This is a genomic window from Cohnella cellulosilytica, from assembly GCF_042431195.1.
GTDB lineage: Bacteria > Bacillota > Bacilli > Paenibacillales > Paenibacillaceae > Cohnella > Cohnella cellulosilytica.
The window spans coordinates 14,315-36,070 of the sequence record NZ_JBHMDN010000014.1; the positions used below are offsets into that span (position 1 = coordinate 14,315).

19 protein-coding genes are annotated in these 21,756 nt (G+C 55.3%); 4 read left to right on the top strand and 15 right to left on the bottom strand.

The annotated features are described in order from the left end of the window. Window positions 1-14: 14 nt before the first annotated feature. Window positions 15-650, bottom strand: a complete 636-nt coding sequence (locus tag ACFFT4_RS10965; protein ID WP_378047571.1) for a class I SAM-dependent methyltransferase — start codon at window positions 648-650, stop codon at window positions 15-17. Window positions 651-788: 138 nt separating this feature from the next. Between ACFFT4_RS10965 and ACFFT4_RS10970 the strand changes: the two genes are divergently transcribed. Both ACFFT4_RS10970 and ACFFT4_RS10975 read left to right on the top strand, forming a co-directional pair. After that, the gene (locus ACFFT4_RS10970; RefSeq protein WP_378047572.1) at window positions 789-1,721 is read left to right on the top strand and encodes a hypothetical protein; all 933 of its coding nucleotides are present in this window, start codon (window positions 789-791) and stop codon (window positions 1,719-1,721) included. 59 nt (window positions 1,722-1,780) lie between these two features. Continuing rightward, on the top strand, window positions 1,781-2,803 hold the full coding sequence (locus tag ACFFT4_RS10975) for a leucine-rich repeat domain-containing protein (RefSeq protein WP_378047574.1): 1,023 nt from the start codon (window positions 1,781-1,783) through the stop codon (window positions 2,801-2,803). 83 nt (window positions 2,804-2,886) lie between these two features. On the opposite strand, the gene ACFFT4_RS10980 is transcribed toward ACFFT4_RS10975, so the two are convergent. From ACFFT4_RS10980 to ACFFT4_RS11015, 8 genes are all read right to left on the bottom strand, one after another. Then, window positions 2,887-4,143 (bottom strand): HipA domain-containing protein, encoded by a 1,257-nt coding sequence (locus ACFFT4_RS10980; protein ID WP_378047576.1) that lies wholly within the window; start codon window positions 4,141-4,143, stop codon window positions 2,887-2,889. Window positions 4,144-4,419: 276 nt separating this feature from the next. Next, the gene (locus tag ACFFT4_RS10985) at window positions 4,420-5,916 is read right to left on the bottom strand and encodes an ABC transporter ATP-binding protein (RefSeq protein ID WP_378047578.1); all 1,497 of its coding nucleotides are present in this window, start codon (window positions 5,914-5,916) and stop codon (window positions 4,420-4,422) included. After that, window positions 5,913-6,611 (bottom strand): energy-coupling factor transporter transmembrane component T, encoded by a 699-nt coding sequence (locus ACFFT4_RS10990; RefSeq protein ID WP_378047580.1) that lies wholly within the window; start codon window positions 6,609-6,611, stop codon window positions 5,913-5,915. Before ACFFT4_RS10990 ends, ACFFT4_RS10985 begins: the two co-directional genes overlap by 4 nt. Continuing rightward, window positions 6,608-8,347: an ABC transporter ATP-binding protein gene (locus ACFFT4_RS10995; RefSeq protein ID WP_378047582.1), complete on the bottom strand. Its 1,740-nt coding sequence runs from the start codon at window positions 8,345-8,347 to the stop codon at window positions 6,608-6,610. Before ACFFT4_RS10995 ends, ACFFT4_RS10990 begins: the two co-directional genes overlap by 4 nt. Next, window positions 8,344-10,185, bottom strand: coding sequence for an ABC transporter ATP-binding protein (locus tag ACFFT4_RS11000; RefSeq protein WP_378047584.1), 1,842 nt, complete (start codon window positions 10,183-10,185; stop codon window positions 8,344-8,346). Before ACFFT4_RS11000 ends, ACFFT4_RS10995 begins: the two co-directional genes overlap by 4 nt. Before the next feature lie 28 nt (window positions 10,186-10,213). Further along, window positions 10,214-10,810: an MptD family putative ECF transporter S component gene (locus tag ACFFT4_RS11005; protein ID WP_378047586.1), complete on the bottom strand. Its 597-nt coding sequence runs from the start codon at window positions 10,808-10,810 to the stop codon at window positions 10,214-10,216. Between the two features lie 119 nt (window positions 10,811-10,929). Then, window positions 10,930-11,961, bottom strand: coding sequence for a helix-turn-helix transcriptional regulator (locus ACFFT4_RS11010; protein WP_378047588.1), 1,032 nt, complete (start codon window positions 11,959-11,961; stop codon window positions 10,930-10,932). Between the two features lie 51 nt (window positions 11,962-12,012). Then, complete coding sequence (locus tag ACFFT4_RS11015; protein ID WP_378047590.1) at window positions 12,013-13,206, bottom strand: GTP-binding protein; 1,194 nt, start codon at window positions 13,204-13,206, stop codon at window positions 12,013-12,015. A gap of 218 nt (window positions 13,207-13,424) precedes the next feature. On the opposite strand from ACFFT4_RS11015, the gene ACFFT4_RS11020 reads away from it, so the two are divergent. Beyond that, entirely contained in the window at window positions 13,425-14,429 is a 1,005-nt protein-coding gene (locus ACFFT4_RS11020) for a CobW family GTP-binding protein (protein WP_378047592.1), read from the top strand. Window positions 14,430-14,739: 310 nt separating this feature from the next. Here ACFFT4_RS11020 and ACFFT4_RS11025 read toward each other — a convergent pair whose 3' ends face one another. Continuing rightward, window positions 14,740-15,828, bottom strand: coding sequence for a CobW family GTP-binding protein (locus ACFFT4_RS11025; RefSeq protein WP_378047594.1), 1,089 nt, complete (start codon window positions 15,826-15,828; stop codon window positions 14,740-14,742). A gap of 217 nt (window positions 15,829-16,045) precedes the next feature. Here ACFFT4_RS11025 and folE2 point away from each other — a divergent pair, with 217 nt between their 5' ends. Next, a complete protein-coding gene (folE2, locus tag ACFFT4_RS11030; protein ID WP_378047596.1) occupies window positions 16,046-16,975 on the top strand; it encodes a GTP cyclohydrolase FolE2 in 930 nt (309 codons plus the stop codon). 67 nt (window positions 16,976-17,042) lie between these two features. On the opposite strand, the gene ACFFT4_RS11035 is transcribed toward folE2, so the two are convergent. From ACFFT4_RS11035 to dcd, 5 genes are read right to left on the bottom strand one after another with little or no spacing between them, the layout of a single operon-like run. Beyond that, a complete protein-coding gene (locus ACFFT4_RS11035) occupies window positions 17,043-17,942 on the bottom strand; it encodes a class I SAM-dependent methyltransferase (protein WP_378047597.1) in 900 nt (299 codons plus the stop codon). A 35-nt stretch (window positions 17,943-17,977) separates the two neighbouring features. Then, window positions 17,978-18,814: a carbohydrate ABC transporter permease gene (locus tag ACFFT4_RS11040; RefSeq protein WP_378047599.1), complete on the bottom strand. Its 837-nt coding sequence runs from the start codon at window positions 18,812-18,814 to the stop codon at window positions 17,978-17,980. Window position 18,815: 1 nt separating this feature from the next. Beyond that, window positions 18,816-19,724, bottom strand: coding sequence for a carbohydrate ABC transporter permease (locus ACFFT4_RS11045; protein WP_378047601.1), 909 nt, complete (start codon window positions 19,722-19,724; stop codon window positions 18,816-18,818). Window positions 19,725-19,736: 12 nt separating this feature from the next. Then, complete coding sequence (locus tag ACFFT4_RS11050) at window positions 19,737-21,170, bottom strand: ABC transporter substrate-binding protein (protein ID WP_378047602.1); 1,434 nt, start codon at window positions 21,168-21,170, stop codon at window positions 19,737-19,739. Between the two features lie 33 nt (window positions 21,171-21,203). Then, window positions 21,204-21,743: a dCTP deaminase gene (gene dcd / locus ACFFT4_RS11055; protein WP_378047604.1), complete on the bottom strand. Its 540-nt coding sequence runs from the start codon at window positions 21,741-21,743 to the stop codon at window positions 21,204-21,206. Window positions 21,744-21,756: the final 13 nt, after the last annotated feature.

Below are 21,756 nucleotides of genomic sequence, written 5' to 3' on the forward strand. Positions count from 1 at the left end.
ACCGGGTCGGATTCTCATGTGAGATCCGGCTTTTCCGCGACCATTTGCACGACATGGCAGACCCCGCTGTGATACAGCCCTTCCGTCCGCTCCGCTTCGCCCGCGAAAAAATGTTTAAGCCGCAGCCGCTTCCCCCATGCCAGCAATTCCGCCGCGTCGTACAACCAGTCCGCATCCTTGGGACCGCCGGTACCATAGTCGATTTGCGTCTTCTCGTACACCTCCGTCAGCAGGCGACCGCCCGGCTTTAACGAGCCGAGGATTTTGTCCAACACCCGATACTGATCCTTTCCCGGGAAATGACCGAATATCATTACCGCGGCATCGTACCGCTCAACCGGCAGCTCGTCTTCGATCAAGTCCGCATGGACCGTTCGCACCTGAACGCCATTTTTGACCGCCAGCGCTTCCGTTTTGCGCAGCCCCGCTTGCGCGTAGTCATAAGCCGTAACCTCGTGACCAAGCTTGGCCAGAAACACGGCATTGCGCCCTTCTCCCTCCGCATAAGCCGCTACCCGGGACTGCGCCGGAATCGTTCGCGCCGCTTCCTGCAGAAACAGGTTCGCTTCCTCCCCGTATACGTATAAGTCTCCGTTATATCGTTCATCCCAGCTGGGGACGCCCGGGCTGCTTCCTTTTGGTTGGTTCATCCCGCTCTCCTCCGTTTGAATGTGAATTCGTTCCGATTTCCTACAGTATAAATCTCCCGATTCGCAGGATAAACCAGAAGTTGGAGCGCGGTATTTTGTGACATTGGTCTCTTGAGAGAAAAAGCGGGTGAAGCAATAATGAAGAGAGAGATTGTCGAAAAAGAAATCGCGGCGATCGGGGAGGCGTTGTACCGTATGCTGGACGATATTTATTTAATGGAAACGTTAGAGCAGCTGACCGCCCGCATTCGGAAGGAACCGTCGCCGGATACGCTGCGCCGGGCGCTGCTGGCCGAATACGACCGTTACTTGGACTATGCGAACATTCGGGAGTGGAACAGGCTGGTGCGCGTATGCGAAGCGCTGCGGCTTGTTGGCTGGGGGGAACGGGAGCCTGTCGAGGCAATTGCGGAGAAATGGATCAATGGGTCCTATTATTCCAGTCTGCGAACGCGAACCTTCCATACGATTGAAGGAACCGCCAAAGGCTGGAGCAAACGGGGAGACAGCTTTGTCATCGACGACGGCCGCGATCCGACGGACTACGGGATCTCTAGCTTGGCTGCCCAGCGCAATCCCCTGCCTAAAAACCCGGTTCGCCTGGTGCGTTCGGGCAATTATCAGCAGTCCGTCCAGCCGTTCGTAGATAGCTTGCGAGAGCTGCGGGAACGGCTCGATCGGGATATGCGGCAGGAACGATACGGGGTCGACTTCGACTATTTGGCCTTTCAATGCTGGTTCAGCCACCACGACGACCCTTCGCCTACCGTACGTTACGAATATTTTCATTCGGAGGAAGACGTCCCGGCTCATTTTGCGGAACCTTATTATATTCGTCCCCGCCTGCAGATCGGCAAGCTCGCCAAGCGCGGCGGACAGCTCAAGCTCGAATTTACGAGACATTTTACCAGACAGGAGGGCGAGTTCGCCCTTGAAGCTCTGAAGGAGCTGTTTAAGCGGGATTTGAGGGAAATCGTCGCTATTCTGGAAGAGAAACTGAAGAAGAAAAAGCTGAGCTACCGCACGGACCTGCTCAAACAAGATTTGGAGACCGTATTGGAGCAGTGGTAAGCTGCCGGGCTTGGCGGCATGGAACAGCCGCACAAAACTTAGTCTGAGGGGGACAGAGCATGAATTGGCACGCTTCCATACAGGGAGTTCCCTGGAACGAAGAGAAAATGAACGCTGCGGTTGAGCAGCTGCGCCACCGGGCGACCGTCAGCTTTCTTGTCGGCGTGGATTTGACGGAGGAGCTGCTTGAGCTGGATGCGCGGGTGTTCGCCAAACGACCGGATCTGATTCTGCATATCTGGAACAGGGACGAGAAAACCCGCTATACGGATGAATTTCTGGAGACGCTTGCGTCGATGAAGCACGCAGCCGCTCTGAAGCTGGACCTTCGGCTGCCGCAGGACTTGACCCGGCTTGGCGCCTTAAAGCAAATGCGTTTCCTGAACGTAAGCTCGCCCAAAAAAGCGCAAAATCTGGATTTTATCCGCAGCTATAACGAATTAACTTATCTTGAGCTGCACGGCAAATTCGACAACCTGGCCCCTATAGCGGAATGCGCCCGTCTGGATACGCTGGTGCTGAACTGCGCGATCGATCGTTTGGATGTCGTGACGGAACTGCCGGCGATCCAATATTTGTCCATCGATAGCTGCGAATTAAAAGGGCCGCTCGAGGTGTTGGCCGACTCGAACGTAAGCATGCTGGTCCTGTCCTCCGTGCGCAATCTGAGCGACATCCAAGCCGTAGGACAATTGCGCGGCTTGAGCTATCTGGGCTTATCGCTGTCCAAGGTAGAGCGTCTGTGCGATTTCTCGAAGCTGGGCAACCTGCGGCAGTTGGAGCTAAGCTGCATGAAATCGCTGCGGGACATCGGGAAGCTGTGGAGCGCCAGGCGGCTTGAGGTTCTGGAGCTCAGGGAGATCAATACGGCCATTAAGGCGGAAGCTTTTGCTCCTATGGGGGAGATGGAGAACTTGCGGCAGGTGGATTTCCGTTTTATCGACTTTAACAAGGGGCGCATTGCGGCTATAAGCCAGCAGCTGGAACGGACAGGAAAAAGCCATCTTCTGTATGAAAATATTCCGCAAGAGCAGCGCATACGCTCCTTGGCGCTGGAGCATCTGGCCCCGATTTTAACGTAAGCGCCGTTGGCCCGATCGACCAACAGAAGATAAGGCTCCCTTCATGGGAAGCCTTGTCTTTAAGGACAACCCTTCATTTAAGTCTATTGTCCCAAGTCATCTTCTACTTGCCCGCTATAAGCAATATTCTCCTTCACATCGCCGCTGCGATCATCCACCCAAACGTGAGGCGTACGGGAATGAACGATTTCAGCCAGCATCTCGATTCGCTTGCGCAAAGCTTTGCATAACGCATCGGATCTTGCTTCATCGACAAACAGCGAACCTTTCAGTATTTCTCGAAATTCATCTTCAATATGACGCAGCTTGGATAGATCGAGCCAGTCGAAGGAGGTAACGAGCTTTATCTGCTCATTGTGGTCCTGCTTGAACGGTTTGCACGTTATTTTTCCCGCTGCCGAAATAAGCGGCGTCGGCTTGGAAAACCACAGCGACGAACCGCTGTCGTAAATCGGAGCCGCCCCCAGCCATTCCAAGGTATCAGCGTTTCGCACAATGCCGAAATTGTTCTGATGTCTATCCTCGTTGGCAATCAAATAATCCGTCACGATCATGCGGTCAAGTGCGTCTGTAATCCCTGAAATGCCAAGCGAATCACAGCAATTCACATAATGCTGGTATACCGACACATGATTTTGTTTTTGCTGCGTCTGCATGATGTACCAAGCCGTAACCAGCTCCGTCTGCGGGGTAATAAAATTCTCGCATACGCTGTACGGATAATCCTCCTGTACCATCAGCGTATAGGGAACATGTGGAATGCCTAAGCGCTCCATAAGCACACTTGCCAACACCTCGTTATACGGCTCCTGCTGGGTCGCCCCGCTCCCGCCTTTAATGAGGCAGCGCTTGCCTTCGATAATGGTCCATTTCTTTTTCAACCATCCATCCGACGTATTGTCAGGCGACATTAAACTAATGGCATCGCTTGCCCCCCCCTTGCCCAATAGCACATTGCCAACGTCTTCGGAGAAACCATGGTCAAAAAAATTGAACTGCCGCCAATCCGCGTCCGAACCGGAGGGACAAATCCAATACTGGTCGGACAAGCTGAGTCCCAAGCTTTTGTCCAGCAGCTTATGGGTCGTGGCAAGCTTCAATTCGAGCAGCGCTTCTTTAATGCCGTCCCGGCTGGCCGGAATGGCTCTGCCGCGCCACCATTCATTGAGAGCGGCACGATCGATTCGCCCCTTTTTTACGGCTATTCCAACGGGTACGTGACGCGTATCGTAGACGTTCCCGATCGCCGAGATTGCCCCTGTCGCCTCGTCAAGCTCGATTTCTGCAACCGCAGCATCTTTATGTTTTAGCACATACTTCTTGTTCCAAGCATCTGCCATACCCTCAACTCCCCAGGTTCTCCTGCATTTATCATAGCCCAACCTCTTTGTTATTTCTTCTTTTTAAGGAAGATCCCTGCCTGCAATTTCTAAAAAGGAAGAAGCTTTCCATCAAGTTGGAGAACCGGCTCTCCTCCTTACCTGGTTAAAATCGAGTGGGGCCGTCCCCTAAATACAAAAAGTCGTACAGAAAGATGATCGATGAATGGGTGTAAGTCGCATCTATCTCCTTCCATCGATCCTCTTGTACGACCCAAGTTAGGGAACGGACACTAGCTATTCAATAGGCTCCAAAGTCTCCATCAAGCGAAGAACGGCGTCCCCGTTCCGTTCAGTGATTTCGAGATCCGCTTGCAAGCGATGCCCCTGAAAAAAGAGCAGCCGGTCGCACGCGCCGAACAGCAGCTCATAATCGTGGGTGATGACCAAAATCGTAACGCCGGTATCGGCCATTTGACGGATCAGTTTTACGACGCGGCGCATGTTCCGGCCGTCCAGCCCGGAAGTCGGCTCGTCCAGCACGAGCAGCTCGGGCCGGTTCATCAGCCCCACCGCAAACGTAAGCCGCTGCTTCTGTCCGCCGGACAGCGACGCCGGATGGCGGTCCCTGAACGCCCATAAATCCAGCTCCCTGAGCAGACTTTCCGCTCGTTCGGCGGCATCCTCTTCGCGCTCGTGCGTCAGCAGCAATTCGTTCAGGACGCTGTCGGAAAACAATTGATAATCGCTATCCTGGAGGACGAACCACGTCCGCCTCAAGCGATCTTTGGCTTTCAACGGCTGTGCGTCCATGGCAACCGTTCCCGCCCGCTCCTTCAGCAATCCGCAAATCGTTTTGGCCAGCGTCGTTTTTCCGGCCCCGTTAGGGCCGACGATGGCCGCGATCTCTCCCTGGCCCACGGAGAAGCGGATATCTTCCAGTACGGCCGGTTTGAGCCGCCCGGGAGCAATCGCCGCGCGGTCCAGCGCTAACCGCTCCTGCGCGCGGGTTCCGCCGAAGGCAGGAACGGAAGGCGCGCGGACGACCGGCGAGCGAAGACCGAGGCGCCGCCATTCCTCCGGCGCCAGCGCAGTCAATTGCGCGGGCGTCCATTCCGCCTGAATCTCTCCGTCCTGCATATAGACGATCCGGTCGGCCAACGGCAATAAGTAGTACAGGCGATGCTCGGCGATCAGGATCGTTTTGCCGCTGCGCTTCAGCGCCGCCAGCCGATCGGCCAGCTGCCGGGTCGCCGCCATGTCCAGATTGGCCGAAGGCTCGTCCATGACGAACAGCTCGGGGTCCGCCAGGCAGGCGGAGGCCACCGCCACCTTCTGCTTCTCTCCGCTGGAGAGACGATGTACTTCCTGCTTCAGAAGCGCGGTTAATTGGCTCTCCGCGGCCAACCGGTCCACCCGCGCGCGAATCTCCGCCGGGTCCATGCCGTAATTTTCGCCGCTGAAGGCAATTTCCTCCTCCACGACAGCCGCGAAAAACTGGCTGCGCGAATCCTGGAACACGCTCCCGACGAGGCGTCCGAAATCCCAAGCCGCCATGCCGCTCACATCCTGCTCCCGCAGCCGGACCGAGCCGGTCAGCCGGCCTTCGTAGTGGTTCGGAATCAAGCCGTTGACCATGCGGGTAAGGGTTGTCTTCCCGCTTCCGGAGGGCCCTGTTACGACGACGCACTCGCCTTCATAGACCGTTAAGCTGACATTGCTCAGCTGCTCGAAGGCGTCGTCGTATTGAAAAGAGACGTTGTCGATTTCAATCATTCGTTGTTTCCGCTTCACGACAGTCCCCCGAAGTAAAAGAGTGCGAGCAGTCCGGCCGCCGCCAACGCCAAAATCGCGACGTCCTGCAGCCTCCAGGCAATCGGATAAAGACTTGTTTTCCTGCCCGGATAATCGATTCCCTTGGTCGTCGCCGAGGCGGCCAGCTCGTCCGAGATTTTCAGGCTTCGCATCAAAAGCGGGACGATCGCGTATTCGAACGTGCGCAATGGACGCAGCCAGTTTCGCGGAGACGCCAGAGACAAGCCTCTCAAGCGCGCCGACAGCTGAATGGCCTCGTACTCCGTGCGAATGACGGGGAGAAACCGCGAGCCGACGGCAACCGCGATCAGCACGCCCATCGGGATGCGAAAGGTACGCAGCGCCGCGATGAATTGGCCGGAAGGGGTTCTCCCCAACGCGGAAGCCGCCATCAGCACCGGCAGCAAACGCAGCCCCAGAAAAGCAAAGAAAGTAACGAAGGTCAGCAGACCGTACGAGAAGTGCGAGCTCCATTCCTGGATCAGGAAGAAGGCGGCCGCCAGCAGGACGAAACGAATCGCGCCGCCGTACATGCCCTGCACGAGCAAATACGCCGCCATCCCTCCGACGATCCACAGCAGCGCCAGCCGCTCCGCCCAGAAGCTGGCCGCGCTGACGAAGACCAGCAGCAGCAATTGGGCGCGTGGGTCGAATTCGATTCGCTTAAGCGTCATTTGACCCGCCATCCGTCCGTGTTCATTTGCAGCTGCCAGAGGCGCGCATACAGCCCCTGCCGAGCCAGCAGCTCGTCGTGGGTGCCTTCCTCCGCAAGCTGCCCCTGATCGAGCACGAGAATTTTGTCCGCATGCTGAATTGTCTTCAGCCGGTGGGCGATCAGGATAACCGTCTTGCCCGTCACCAGCTCGTTGATCGCCTCCTGAACGGCCGCCTCGTTCTCCGGGTCCAGGGAAGCCGTCGCTTCGTCCAGCAGCACGATCGAGGCGTCCTTGAGCAGCGCGCGGGCAATCGAAATCCGCTGCTTCTCCCCGCCGGACAGCGTCGAGCCGCCTTCGCCGACCGGCGTATCGTAGCCTTGCGGCAGATTGCGGATAAACTCATGACACTGCGCGCGCTTGGCCGCCTCCTCGATCTCCTCCTGCGTGGCGTCCATTTTGCCGATGCGGATGTTGTTGCCGATCGTATCCTGGAACAGGTAGACGTCCTGGAACACCATGGAGATATGCTGCAGCAGCCGCTCCGGATCGGCGCCGCTTACGGGCTCGCCGCCGATCGCGATCGTCCCCCGCTGCGCATCCCAGAACCGCGAGATCAGACGCGTCACCGTACTCTTGCCGCTGCCGGAGGGTCCGACCAGCGCCGTAATCGTATTCGGCTCGATCGTAAACGACAGGTCCCGCAGCACGGGCTTGCCGGCGTCGTAGCCGAACGTCACCCGATCGAAGACGATCGGCTGCCCGGGCTGCACGGAGCCCGTTCCCTGCAGCGGCTGCTCCCGCCGCACCTCCATAATCCGCTCCGCGCTGAAGGCGGAATAGCGCATTTCGCCGTAATTGATCAGCACGACGGTAAGCGGCTCGAACACTCGGGTGCCGACCAGCAGAAACAGCAGGAAGACGGGAAGCGACAGCTCGCCGCCCACGAGCAAGTAGCTGCCGGTCAGAATCATCAGCGTCATGCCGGAACGGGTCAGCAGCATCGCCCCCATAATCATCGGCCCCATGATGCCTTCGAGCCGGATCGAAGCGCTCTTCAATTGGTCGAAGGACAAGCGCAGCCGTTCGAAGCGCTGGCCGCCCATGTTATGCGCCTTGATCTCGCGAATGCCGGTCAAATATTCCTGCAGGCGGCTGGCCGCCTCGTTTTTGGCCTTCACATGCGTTGCGCTGAGCTTCGCCTGAACGGAGTCGGTCGCCCAGAGCAGCAGCGCGCCGAACGGAGCGGCGACGAACATCGCGAGCGCCATCTGCCAATCGACGAACAGCAGCCCGGCCAGAGCGAGCAGCGGCAGCGCCAGCCCGCTGATCAGCTGCGGCACATTGTGCGAGATCGTATGCTCGACCTGCCCGTAATCGCCCAGCAGCAGATTGGTGAGGTCGCCCGGATCGCGCCGGCCGAAAAAGCCGAGCGACAGCCGCCGAATATGCTCGGCCAGGCTTAACCGTCCCGTTGCGGCCAGGCTGTAAGCGACGCCGTACGTTTTGTCGTACAAGGACGCGTAAGCGACGTACTCCACGGCCAGCCAGACAAACAGAATCGCGCAGACGATCCACATGCGCGCCACATTCAAGCCGGTGTCCGGCTCGGCGAAGGAGATGTAGATCGTGTTGAACAGATCGACCAGCAGCGCGGCGGGAACCATCTTGGCAAGGCCGTCCAGCAGCGCGGCGAACCCGGAAGGAAGGAGACTGCTTATTTTTCCTCCCGAAATATTGTAGAAATAGTTGTTCATCCCCGCTGTCCTCCTTCGACCGCGCTCGCGCGGACCCCGGGGCTGCCGCTTGCTCCCAGCCTCCAGGATGCCGCCCGGATATGCGCCTGCCACATTTGCTCGTACAGGCCGTTCTCCTCGCGGAGACGATCGTGCGTTCCCCGCTCGACAATTTCTCCTTGGCGAACGACGAGAATCTGCTCGGCCGCGCGAATGGTCGACAGGCGGTGGGCGATGATCAGCACCGTTTTTCCCTGCACGAGCCGGGCCAGCGCCTCCTGAATTTTATGCTCGTTCTCCGCGTCCGCGTAAGCCGTCGCTTCGTCCAGCACGAGAATCGGGGCGTTCTTGAGCAGCGCCCGGGCAATCGCGATCCGCTGGGCTTCGCCTCCCGACAAATAGGTGCCGCCTTCGCCGATCTTGGTGTCGTAGCCCATCTCCAGCTTTTCGATAAATTCGTGACAGCAAGCCGCCCGCGCCGCCGAGACGACCTCCTCCTTGGAGGCCGCGGCGTTGCCCATCCGAATGTTCTCCTCGATCGTATCGTAAAACAGATGCACGTCCTGGAACACAAAGGAGATCAGCTCCATCAGCTTGTCCGTGCCGATGTCCCGAATGGATACGCCGCCGATCGCAATGTCGCCCTGCTGCACGTCCCAGAATCGGAGCAGCAGGCTCGCGATCGTCGATTTGCCGCCGCCCGAAGGGCCGACCAGCGCGGTCATCTCCCCCGTCCTGGCCACGAAATCGATCTCCCGCAGCACCGGCTTGTAATCCTTGCTGTCCTGCCGCTCGTACGCAAAGGAAACCTGCCGGAAGGAAATATCGTAATGCTCGGGCACGCGGGGAACGGCCGGCTCGGCCACGACCGGCTCGGCGAAGACGGCTTCGATCCGCTTGTTGCCCTCGACGATCTCCCGCAGCCCGCCGCCGAACTGAAGCAGCTTGAGCAGCGGAATCGACAGGCTCGGACTGAATAGCAGAAACAGAATAAACGTAATCGCGAACGACTGATCGCCCGCCTGGCCGCCGAGCAGCAGCAGGCCGACGGGAACGACGAACGTAAACAGCGAGATGATCATGACGAAAAACAGGCTGTACGACACCTTGCACAGATGGGTAATGCGCAGCGAGATGTCGCGGTAACGGGTTACGGCCTGCTTGAAGGTCAGAAAGGAGTCGGCCGTAATGCCGAACACCTTGACCGCCGGCATCCCGCGGACATATTCCACCCCGGTCGCGTTCATCTCCTCCACTGCGTACTGAAAGTCGCGATAGGCCTGCTGACCGGCCTCGCTGGCGAACATCCGGGCCTGCAGCCAGAAGGACACGCCGATCGGAAGCAGCAGGACAAGCGCCATCCGCCAATCGAGCCAGAACAAGTAGCCGAGCAGCAGAATCGGAATGACCACCGCGCTGACCAAATCGGGGAGCTGGTGGGCGACAAATTTCTCGATTTTCTCCACGCTGACTTCAATGATCTTTTTCAGCTCGCCTGTGGCCGTTTTCGTATGGTAGCCCATCGGCACTTTGGCCACATGATCGGCCAACCGCACCCGAAGCCGATAGAGAATGTTAAACGCCGCGATATGAGAGCACATCCCGCTGATATAGAAGGATACGAGCACCGCAACCAAGGCGGCAAGGGCGGCGATGCCCCAATAAAGAATCAAGTCCTTGTCGATACCGGAAGGCTGCCGCGCGTGCGTCAGCAATTCCTCGACGATTTTGTACACCGCAACAAAAGGGGCCATCTGCAGCAAGCTGGAGACAACCGAAAAAATGCCAGCGACGATCAACAGTCCTTTTTTCTCCCCGGCAATTTGCATTAAACCCGACATTTCCGCACTGGTCTTCATCTCAACCCACCTTACCGAAGTCTTTGCTTTATTTGATCATCCCGGCTTTAATAAAGTGCTTGTTCAGCAGCTTCGCCCCGAACCAGCTGCCCAGCAGCGTCAGCACGAACGAAAAGGCCATGCTCCCGACGATCCATGCCGGCGAATGGGCGAATTCGAGCATGCTCCCTCTCATCTCTTCATCGTACATCTTCTCGAGATAGTCGCTGCCGTACACGTACACGGTAACATAGGCGCCGATTCCGAATAACGCCCCGTACACGGCATAAGCCGTCGCCTGCCGCTTCAGCCGGCGATACTGGCTCCCGTCTCCCTGCCACAGAACCGCCTCCCCGAGAAGGCCCGCCAAGACGAAAAACGGCAGCATCAGCGGAACGCCCATGACCGTATAAATAACCCCCGTCACGACGGCAAGCAGAAGCAGCACGCCCCTCTTGCCGATTTTCATCGCCATGATCAGGTAGACGACAGCGGAGAAAAACAGACAAATCCCGGAAATCAGCGGCATCGCGGCGGTCGCCATCACAGGCGTCAACGCAAAGCCGACGATGGCGTTTACGATATAAATCAGAATGCTGAAAACGCCAATCAGAATGTAATCTTTACTTTTGAGTCTGGCACGCAAGCTCAGTCACTCCTTGGCCTGATGTATTTTAATTGAAAATGATTCTCAATCAGGGCTATCTTCTCATAAACCCGCTTGTCGGAGAAGCCCAAATCCGGAGCGCGCACTACGATTTCGGATTAAATCTGATGCTTTGCGGGAAGCGACTTTTGGTATTCGGAAGGAGTGATGCCGTACTTGCGTTTGAAATATTCGGAGAAATGGCCGGCCCTCGCGAAGCCCGCTTCATGGGCGGCGGCCGTTACCGTTCGTTTCCCCTCCTGCAGCAGCGCGTATGCCGTCTCCACTCTTCTGTCGATCACATAGGCATGCACGGACATCCCAAACAGCTGTTTAAAGCCTTTTTTCAGCTTGAATTCGTTCAGGGCAACCAGCTTCGTAAGCGCGCGAAGCCCGGGAGGCGAGGACAAATTGCCGTCCAACAGCTCCTTGGCCCGATGCAGGCTGGCGATATCGCTTCGGGTCAACCCGGGCTGCGCCGTCCCCGCTTCGCGTTCCAGCACCATCTCGTGCAAATATACGGAGGTCAGCTCCAACGCTTTGCCGGTCAAATACATTCGCTTGATGTCGCCTTGGTACGGGCACTGGACGATCTCCCGAACGAGCCGCTGCAAGGCGGGCGTCGCTTGGCGATTGGCGAACGACTCGGGATTTCGCGTCAAGGCGGCCAGCCAGTCGTCCAGCGGAAGCTGCCATTCCTCCTTCAGCCTGGCCGGGTCCAGCTTGAGGGTGAATCCCTTGAACAACCGTCCCGAATCGTATTGGCAGCTGTTCGGCGCTTCCGTATTGACATACGCCATCACCTCTCCGGTATCCAGCGCCATCTCCTCCTTCTTCCCCTCCATGCGCCAGTGAATGCGTTCGCCCAGGCAAAATCCGAGATTAACGCTTTCTTCCCTCTCGATGCTGCTTAAAGTGATCGGCCGCTGAAAACAAGCCTCGCTTAACACCAGATCGACGGACGGACGCAGCCGGGTATGCTGCCAATATCCGTTCCCCATTCCCTGCGGAACCTGGACGGTCCGTTCGAATCTCTCGATCGGGCCGGGTTTGGGCTCGACTGTCCCGTAGAGGTTGTTCAGACGAGCGGTTAGCGGGCATTGCCTGTCCTGGGGGTTGACGATTTCATAACAAGGAGCCGCGTGTGCCATATAATCTCCTCTCCACTCGCTCAATTTTGAAGGAACCTGATCCCTTAAATCTTAACACTTAGGCAGCGGATCTTTGAACAGATGCCAGTCGCTTTGCAATTCTTGCAGAGTCAGCAAAGCCTGGTCGAGAGAACGGGAGATTTCCGAATTATCCATGTCAATGCCGATGAACACCAGCTTGGTCACCCGGTCCCCGTACTTCTCGTCCCAATCGGACGATCTTTCGTATCCGGATTGAAAATATTCATTGCGCTCCCTTTCGGAAAGCGCGGACGCCCAGCGGCCTTCGCGGGCAAGCTGGGCGGACACGCCCGCTTGGCTGAAGGCGACGGCGATATCGTTGCGCGTCGCGATCCACATAATCCCCTTGCTGCGCACGACCGATTTGGGCCACTTCGTTAACCACTCGCGCAGCCGCTCCGGATGGAACGGAATTTTTCGCCTGTACACGAACGAGGAAATGCCGTACTCCTCCGTCTCCGGCGTATGCGTCTCCTTTTCCAATTCTCTGATCCATCCCGCGGATTGGCTGGCCGTCTCAAAATCGAATAAATGCGTATTCAAAATTTCCCCGGGCTCCACTTTTCCGTGAATCGCTCGAATCAGCTTGGCTTGCGGCTGCATTCCCCTGAGCGCCGTTTCCAATCGCATCAGCTCTTCTTCGCCGACCATGTCGCATTTATTGAGAATCAGCACGTCGCAAAATTCGATTTGTTCCACCATCAGCTGAACGACGCTGCGCCTATCCCCTTCATCGGTTGCCTGTCCGCGATCCTTAAGCTTGTCCCGGGAGTTGTAATCCTTCCAGAAATGGTAGGCGTCCACAACGGTCACCATACAATCCAGACGAACCAGCTTCGACAGATCGATCTGGTCGGGCTCGTCGGCGTAGGTGAAGGTTTGAGCGACCGGAAGCGGTTCTCCGATGCCCGTCGATTCAATGAGAATATAATCGAAGCGATTGTCCGTGGCCAGGCGCTGGACCTCCAGCAGCAGATCGTCCCTCAGCGTACAGCAGATGCAGCCGTTGGACAGCTCCACCAGCTTTTCGTCCGTACGGCTGAGCTGCCCGCCTTCCCGGATCAGGTCCGCGTCGATATTCACTTCGCTCAGATCGTTCACAATGACGGCAACCTTTAATCCCGCGCGGTTTTGTAAAATGTGATTTAATAGGGTCGTTTTTCCGGCCCCGAGATAACCGCTCAATACCGTCACCGGAATTCTTTTTCCATTCCTTGGCACCATCGAAAAACTGCACCTCGTTTCCTTGAATTTCATGAGCGCTGCGCAAAAGCTTTTGTTCATTATATCGTAATAATTACATTTAATCTATCGCTATCATTTAACTGCATTTAACCTTGCGGATTGACAATCTTTTTAGAGGACAAGTATAATTTAATTTATTAATCGTAATAATTACATTTATAATTCGAAATCTATTCCCAGACGAGGAGGAAACAAGCATGAAGGTTGAAAAAAATGGCGCTTTAATCCCCGTTACAGTGCTGACCGGTTTTCTGGGGGCGGGAAAGACGACGCTGCTTAACCATATTTTGCATGAAAATCATGGCGAGAAAATCGCCGTCATCGTGAACGAGTTTGGAGACGCCGGGATTGACGGCCAGCTCGTCGTCGGAGCCGATGAGGAAATTCTGGAGATGAACAACGGCTGCATCTGCTGCTCCGTTCGCGGGGATCTCGTCCGGATTATGGGAGAATTGACGGAAGCCCGGCTGGGACTGTCCAACACCGGGAAGAAGATCGACTTCGATCGGGTCGTTATCGAAACGACCGGCCTCGCCGACCCGGGCCCTGTGGCGCAGACACTGCTGGCCGAGCAGGAAATTGCGATGTTCTATCAGCTCGACGCGATCGTAACGGTCGTGGACGCCTATCATATCGCCCAGCACCTGGATGACGGCCACGAGGCCCAGAAGCAGATCGGATTCGCCGATATTCTCCTGCTGAACAAGACGGATTTGGTCGACTCCCCCGCCCTCGCGAAGCTGCAGGAGCGGCTTCTGACGATCAATCCCACCGCCCGAACGTACTTGACCCGGCAAGGCAGCATCGATGTCAAATCCATTCTGGACGTACAGGCGTTCGACTTGGCGAAAAAGCTGGAGATCGATCCGAAATTTCTGGACCGGGATCACCATCACCATCATGACGCGGTCTCTTCTCTCGTGCTTCGGGAGAAGCGTCCGCTTTCCCTGGAAACGCTGGACGCTTTTATCCAAGAATGGATTGCCGAGCACGGCCCCGACACCTTCCGCTACAAAGGGATTTTGAATATTAAAGGGATGAACAAGCGCTTTGTTTTCCAGGGCGTTCATATGCTGTTCGGAATGGCGGTCGACCGGGAATGGCGGGAAGACGAGGAACGCCACAGCGAAATCGTCATCATCGGCAAAAACCTGGACCGCGGCTGGTTCGAAGAGCAGTTAAACCGCTGCGCTGCCGGATAATCTTGGCTCGCTTAACCTGACGCGGATTGTAGGTTATAATAATAGGAAAGGAGCTGATCTCATGTTTGTGAAATTGACCGACAAAAATGGGAATGTATTTCGATCCTTCCCGAATTGGCAGAAACGGATCCCGCATCCGGATAGATAATTACGTTGTCTCCTACGAACTATCAGAAGACCAATTATTATATACAATTACAGCTTTTAAGCATATGAAGCAAAACCGTGTTTGAGTATGCTGTTCCAATTGGGTGTCCCGTTTCCTTAGGGGGCACCCTCTTTGCTGCCCCCCGAAATTGTCGCCAACGTATCATTCTTCAGCTGCGACGCTCACCCCCCCGATGCGGCTCGCCTCCGAATCGTTCTCGAGCTTTTCTAAAGCTAGAGCCATATCCGTTTTCGATAAATGCTCGCCGATAAGCACGGCAACTTGCGGCAGCTGCTTCTGCGGGCGAATCTGGAACGATTCCAGCTGCCCGAACGCATATTGGAACAGGGTGGGGGAATTCTCGTCCGCGTACTGCAATACTCCCTTGGCCCGGAAAACGTTCGACGGAAGGTTTTGAATGAAGGCTTCAAACGGCTCGCGCTGAATCGGATTATCAAAATAATGCGTGTACACCATCACATGGTCATGGGAATGATGGTAGGTCGGCGCATGCTCTGCTCCATCATGATCATGATCGTGATCGTGGGTATGATTGTGTGCATGCTCGTGGGCATGATCGTGATGACCCGATCCGTCGTGGACGTCAGGCTGCTTCGCCGCGGCTCGCCAGGAATCGCCGAGATCCGCCGATTCGTGAAGAAAATCCAAGCCCCCCTGGGCATACACGGTGCTGTAGAGCGGAGCGGTCGCGTTCCATTCCCTGATTTCCCGCTCCAGCTCCGGCAAATCCTCGGCGGAAACCTTGTCGATTTTATTCAAAATAAGCGAACTGGCCGCCAAAATTTGCTCGCCCATTAAACGATAAACTCTCCCTTTGACGCCGCGGCGCAATTCCAGAAAAGAAGGGGCGTCGATAACCGTCACGATATGCTTCAGCTCCGTTTTCAGGAACAAGGAGGTTTCCGTTACGCTATTGATGATCTCCAGCGGATTGGCCACTCCGGTCGCTTCGATCAAAATCACGTCCGGCTCGTGCGTCTGGCATAGCTCGTAAATGGTCATCCCCAGATCGCCGCTGATCGTGCAGCAAATGCAGCCGCTTAACATTTCGGCCATTGGCACGTTCTGTCCGATAATTTGCCCGTCTATATTGATATCCCCAAGCTCGTTCATGACCACGGCCGGCTTTTTCCCGGATTCCTGCAGAAAATCCAATACATTGTTGAGCAACGTCGTCTTTCCGCTCCCCAGAAAACCGCAAAACAGATAGATAGGTACAGGATGGGACAATTTATTCGTCTCCCTTCGCTTTAATTGTAATAATTACAATAAAAATAAGCATATCTCTTCTATTGGAATTCTGTCAATGCTTCCCCGCTCCGATTGACTTCGGCCGGCTTCTCCAACTCCTGTTTACCTCGATAGTATTTTATAGTACACTCATAATAGTAATTATTACAATTAAAATATCAGTGACGCTTTGCCGCCACAGGATAAGGAGTATACGATGCAACCAACGATCGCCAAGCCGCTTCTCCCCGCGAAGCCGGAGCGTCATCGACGTTTCGGCTCCACGGCTCCCGTTCCCGGGGACAAGCCCACGACCAAAGAACAAATGGCCGACCTGCAAAATCATCGGGAAGATTTCCTGTTTCCCCTTGATCGGGTGGGCATCTGCGAGGTTCGGCACCCGATACAAGTTCGTTCCGAGCTGGCTCCCAGGCTGCAAACCAGCATTGCCGCGATTTCGCTTGCAACCAGCCTGCGCCGGGAATCCAAAGGCATCAACATGAGCCGCTTGACGGAGCAATTGGAGCGCTATCGCCAGAAGGGTTGGGCAGCCGAAATTCCGGAATTGTGCGAGTTTGCTCAAGAGCTTGCCCGGGTTATGGACCAGGAACGCGCGGAATTAACGATAACCTTCCCTTGGTTTTACGAGCGCTCCGCCCCGGTTACAGGACAGACAGGGCTGAATCACGCGGAGGTTTCCATACATGTCGGCTATGAGAAGGGTCAAGCGCCCGCAATCACGCTGGGCATGAGCGTGGCCGTCACCACCTTATGCCCCTGCTCCAAAGAAATCAGCGAATACAGCGCCCATAATCAGCGCGGGATGGTCACGCTGAGCGCCGAGATCGATCCGTCCGCTTTCTCTGATCAGGATTGGAAAACCGCGTTCCTTGAAGCAGCCGAATCCAACGCAAGCAGCGCCCTCCACCCGATTTTGAAACGTCCGGACGAGAAACGCGTTACGGAGCAAGCTTATGAAAATCCCCGCTTTGTAGAGGATATGGCGCGTCTGGTCGCCGCGGACTTATATGAGATGAACGCTGTACGGGCTTTTACGGTCACCTGCCGGAACGAGGAATCGATTCATTTGCACGATGCCGTCGCATCGATCGCCTATGATAAGAGAAAAGAAGAAGCGGCGCCTTGATGCCGCTTCTTCTCCGCAATCCCCCCTCATGACCCATCTCTCATTACAAACCAAGGCTGGCTGGTCCTTATCCCTTTTTATTCCGAGAATACATCTGACGATCGCGAATCAGAACGAGAACTTTTCCAAAACGTCCTCCCTGTTGGAACACGACCTTATTGTCCGGATAGGTGCGTTTCAAATAATCCGTAACAATACCGCGCGTATTCTCATCTACGGGCAGCTGCAGCAGGCTCAGTCTGTTTATCGCTTCTTCGGTTGCGGCTTCGACGGACAATTCCGTCGTTTTCATTTCTTTGGTAATCAGCGAGGCATAGGCATAGCCTTTGAGATAAAGCAGTTGGAGCAGATAGATCATTTCGGAATGATCGGGATCGCGTGGCCTGTTCGTAACCAGGGGCCAGATCTCGTCCACCAGGCCGTGTTCGTGTCCGCCTGCGGCCAGGCTGATATAGCAGTACCGGCGGGCGCAGCTGATCAAGTTCTCAACGCTCTGCCAATCCGTGACGGCTGGACACATCGAGGCGAAAACGAGATCGAAGGCGTTCCGCCACCCTGCCTTATCGAGATCGATCGCTTCGAATGTTTCGCGCACCAGTCTGACATTGCCGGATTTCAGCTTGCCGGCGTTTTCCTGGAGCAAATTCGCCAGCGGAATGCAAGGCTCCACAGCCGTAACCTCCGCTCCGCGCTCGGCAAAAGGAACGGAAAACCCGCCTGAAGCCGCTCCGACATCGAGGACGGAAGCTCCCTGGAACGACACGCCTTGATCCTCCAGCCAGCCGATAATCCGCTCTTTTCTACGCATGCCTTCTTCGTTAAACGCCTGCCTGTCAAATTCTTTGGCTTTATGGTCCAAGGCATGGACAGGATCAAAACCGGCATTCTTCATCCGATTTCCGAACGTGGTCGGATCCGTCTTCCATGCTTCTTCCCAGATATGTGAATCGAGCAAATCTTGATTCATGACGATCATCCGCTCCTTCTGTTAGAGTTCAGTTGTCACCCTTTAACGCTCGAATATACGATCCCTTCCGTCAAATATCGCTGACCTGCAATAAAGACAGTGAGGATCGGCAGGACGAACAGAACGACTCCCGCGCTTTGGACAATCGGAATGCTTTGACCCGAGGGCCAGGTGTAGCCGATCGAGAAAAGCGCCGTTGACAGCGGGTATTGATCAAGCCGCAAAAACATAAACGGCGTCACGTAGTCGCTGCCCCAAGCCCTGTTGAGTAACAGGATGGATACCGTTGCGACTACGGGCAGGGAGACGGGCAGGAAAATGCTCCAAAAGATGCGGAACGTCGAACAGCCGTCGATTCTCGCCGCCTCCTCCAACTCCTTGGGAATGTCGGAGAAAAACTGGCGATACAGAAAAATACCGACGGCGCTGCCGCCAATCGCCCAGAACAGCCAGGGCCAAAACGTATGGATAAACCCGATCTGAAAAAAGAGGACGTACGTTGGAATTTGCGTCACGATTTCCGGCAGCATCATGGTCGACAGCATCAACATAAACAGCGCGTTTTTCCCGGGGCCGCGGAGCCGAGCGAAGCCAAAACCGACAAGAGCGCTCGTAAAGGCAGGGATCGCGACGGAGATGGACGCAATGATGATCGAGTTCCGGGCATACTTCCCATAATCAATCAATGTCACTGCCAAAGTATAGTTTTCCCAATGTAATCCCTCCGGCCAAAAGGCCATCGAGGAACCAGCCGACTGCAGAGAATTCGCCACGAGCCAATAAAGTGGCAGAACGAACAGGGCGGACAGCAGGATGAGGAGGCCGTACAATCCCATTCGTGCCGCCCGGAAGCGGAAGTGAGTCTGAACCACGTTATCTCCCCTCCTGCTCAACCTCGTAGAACACCCACAACCTGCTTGTTGTAAATAGAATCGCGGTCAAAAGCAAAATCAGGATAAACATGACCCACAGCAGTGCCAGTCCGTACCCGTATCGGTTAAAGGCGAATATTTGTTGAAACGCGTGCACCGAGAACAGATAATTGGGACGAATCGGCAAAGACAGCAGGCTGTTCGATTTGGAAGCGAGCAGAATCGGCTGCACGAAAATTTGCACCGAGAGGATGACATGCATCACCAGTTGAAAAAACAAAACAGGCGTCACAAGCGGAATCGTAATCTTCATAAACCGCTGCCCCGTTGAAGCGCCGTCGATCGTCGCAGCTTCATACAAATGCTTGGGTACGCCCTTCAATCCGGCCAAATTGATCAATAGGCCTCCGCCGCTCCCCCAGAGCAGCATGATAAACAGAGAGAGCGTCGCATAATCGTAGCCGAGCCAGTCGATTGGCTTCATTCCCAATCCGCTCAGCAATTGGTTGGCCAGCCCGTCCTGAACGAAAATAGAACGCCACATCGTTCCGGTCGCCACGACCGGAACGATAGAAGGCATGTAAAACAGCATGCGATAAATGCCGACAGGCTTCACGTTCCGGTTCAGCAGCACAGCCAGCATAAATCCGGCGACAAGGCTCGCCGGGACGATCAGGACCGTAATCAAGAACGTCCGTCCGAGCGCGTACATAGCATCGTTGTCGGTGAACACTTTGACGTAATTCTCAAATCCGATCCACTTGACGGCATGCATATTAAAGCCCGCGAAATTCGTAAAACTCAAATACAATCCAAATAGCAGAGGAAGCAGACCGAACAGAAAGAACACGACAAACCAGGGAGAGATGAACAAGTAGAACTCCAGCGCTTCTTTCGTTCTTCTTTTCATGGATATTTCCGGTCAGCCGTTGTCAAGCAATTGCATGCCTTCACGAATGAGGATATTCAGTTCTTCCGTTATTTTCTTCGCGGCTCCGTCAACCGTATCTTTATGGTAATAAACCGGCGTAAAGTACTTTTCGAACACCGAGTCCACAGCCTGATAGGTCAGATAAGGGTTAAACGGCAATGCTTCGTTGTTATACTTCAATTCGTTCTGAATGAATTCGAAGTTCATTTTGTCGAACTCCGTCTCCTTGGGCAGCAGCTCCATCAATTTGTGCGTCCCGGGCAGGGCGAGGCTCGCCTTGACGAGCTCCTCCTCCGGCTTGCCGCCGAGAAACCATTCGTACACCGTCCAGGCTTCCTTCGGATGCTTCGACTGGCTGTAGATCATCGCTCCGGTCCCAAAGCCTGTCGGCGAAATCCGGGTTCCGTTGTCGGCTACCGGCGCCGGCGCCACGCCAAAATCGTCCAGACGGTCCTTGGTCGACGGATTGGCTTTCAGGAATCCCGCGCCTCTGTATCCGATCATCATCATCCCGACCTTGTTATCGACAAACAATTGGCCGACCCACTCCGTTGCCGGATGCAACGGGTTCGGTCCAATCGCAGCTTCGGTCGTATCCGCCCAGAACTGAAGCAAGTTCTTTATTTCCGGCGTCGTATAATCCGCCGATGTGAAGTCCGCGCTGTAAGCGCTGCTTCCCAGCTGCAGAAGCTGCAGGTTAAGCAGATCCTGGTTCGCCGTGATATCGCCTTTGTAATAGGCGAGACCGTACTGCGTCACTTGATCTCCGTCTTTCTTCGTCAGCTTCTTTGCCAGCTCTGCCAGCTCGCTCCACGACATCGCTTCTGTGCTGCTGGGAAAGGGAACCTTCGCAGCTTCGAACAGCTTTTTGTTATAAACCATCGAAAAATCGGGAGAAACATCCATGGGGAAGCCGTAGATCGGTCCTTCGCCTTGTATTCTCTTATCGCTATCGAAACGGAACTGGTTAACGATGGGCAGAAAGTCGTCCGGCCGAAGCACCGGGCTGCCGTTGAAATAATCGGTTAGATCAAGCGCCATCCCCTTGATGACATAACCCGGCAGCTCCGACAAATCGACGCGAATAATGTCCGGCACGTCCCCTGCGGCAATCATCGACATCAACTTGTTGTAATCGGCCGGCACCGTTTCGATTTTTATATTCGGATGCTCTTGCTCGAATTCCGCGATCTTCTCGGGCGTAAATTCGTGATCGTGCATCGTGTGGCGGATGACCACTTGTTCTTCTCCCCCGTTGTCTTGCGCCGGGACGGGCGACGAGACCTCCGCGCTTTCGGATGCGTCCGGATTGTCATTGGACGACGCTTCCCCCGTTTGTGACGAGTTGCTGCTGCAGGCGCTGACGAGGAACAATCCTAATAAGATTAAAAGGCACAGCGATACGGTTCCCAAACGTTTATTCATTGTCTATCTCCCTTAATTCAAATGTCAGCATGACTATCCATTTAAATCGTTATCCAGATGAATCCGGCTGCCGACCGCATTTCGTTGTCCTTGGTATTTCCCGCGATAGGCATTTTCGGTTTTGCGATCCATCTTGGCGAACACCAGCTGGCAAATGCGCCGTCCGGCGGACAGCTTGATCGGCAATCGATTCGCATTAAACAGCTCCAGCGTAATTTGACCTTCAAAGCCCGGATCGACCCAGCCCGCGTTTTGAATAAACAGGCCCATGCGGCCGATTGAACTTCTTCCTTCCACAAATGCGGTTACGTCATCCGGCAGGCGGATCGTTTCGAGGGTAGTCGCCAGTAAAAAAGACTGCGGAGGAATAACGACCGCTTCGCTCTCGAACGCTTCATACGTCATCTCCTCCTCCAGTGTCATTATCCCGTTTACGAATTCCTTTGTTTTCAGAAAATGGGCGCCTAGCCGCAGGTCGACGGAGGCAGGCTGAATTTGCTCCTCCGTCAGCGGCTCCACGGCCAGCTCCTTTTGGAGAATAAGCTGCCGTATCGTTTGATCGGACAGAATCATATGAATTTCCTTT

Coding starts and splice junctions, on each gene's coding strand:
- ACFFT4_RS10965 (WP_378047571.1), bottom strand. CDS start 650: ATGAACCAACCAAAAGGAAGCAGCCCGGGCGTCCCCAGCTGGGATGAA.
- ACFFT4_RS10970 (WP_378047572.1), top strand. CDS start 789: ATGAAGAGAGAGATTGTCGAAAAAGAAATCGCGGCGATCGGGGAGGCG.
- ACFFT4_RS10975 (WP_378047574.1), top strand. CDS start 1,781: ATGAATTGGCACGCTTCCATACAGGGAGTTCCCTGGAACGAAGAGAAA.
- ACFFT4_RS10980 (WP_378047576.1), bottom strand. CDS start 4,143: ATGGCAGATGCTTGGAACAAGAAGTATGTGCTAAAACATAAAGATGCT.
- ACFFT4_RS10990 (WP_378047580.1), bottom strand. CDS start 6,611: ATGACGCTTAAGCGAATCGAATTCGACCCACGCGCCCAATTGCTGCTG.
- ACFFT4_RS10995 (WP_378047582.1), bottom strand. CDS start 8,347: ATGAACAACTATTTCTACAATATTTCGGGAGGAAAAATAAGCAGTCTC.
- ACFFT4_RS11000 (WP_378047584.1), bottom strand. CDS start 10,185: ATGAAGACCAGTGCGGAAATGTCGGGTTTAATGCAAATTGCCGGGGAG.
- ACFFT4_RS11010 (WP_378047588.1), bottom strand. CDS start 11,961: ATGGCACACGCGGCTCCTTGTTATGAAATCGTCAACCCCCAGGACAGG.
- ACFFT4_RS11015 (WP_378047590.1), bottom strand. CDS start 13,206: ATGGTGCCAAGGAATGGAAAAAGAATTCCGGTGACGGTATTGAGCGGT.
- ACFFT4_RS11020 (WP_378047592.1), top strand. CDS start 13,425: ATGAAGGTTGAAAAAAATGGCGCTTTAATCCCCGTTACAGTGCTGACC.
- folE2 (WP_378047596.1), top strand. CDS start 16,046: ATGCAACCAACGATCGCCAAGCCGCTTCTCCCCGCGAAGCCGGAGCGT.
- ACFFT4_RS11035 (WP_378047597.1), bottom strand. CDS start 17,942: ATGAATCAAGATTTGCTCGATTCACATATCTGGGAAGAAGCATGGAAG.
- ACFFT4_RS11045 (WP_378047601.1), bottom strand. CDS start 19,724: ATGAAAAGAAGAACGAAAGAAGCGCTGGAGTTCTACTTGTTCATCTCT.
- ACFFT4_RS11050 (WP_378047602.1), bottom strand. CDS start 21,170: ATGAATAAACGTTTGGGAACCGTATCGCTGTGCCTTTTAATCTTATTA.
- dcd (WP_378047604.1), bottom strand. CDS start 21,743: ATGATTCTGTCCGATCAAACGATACGGCAGCTTATTCTCCAAAAGGAG.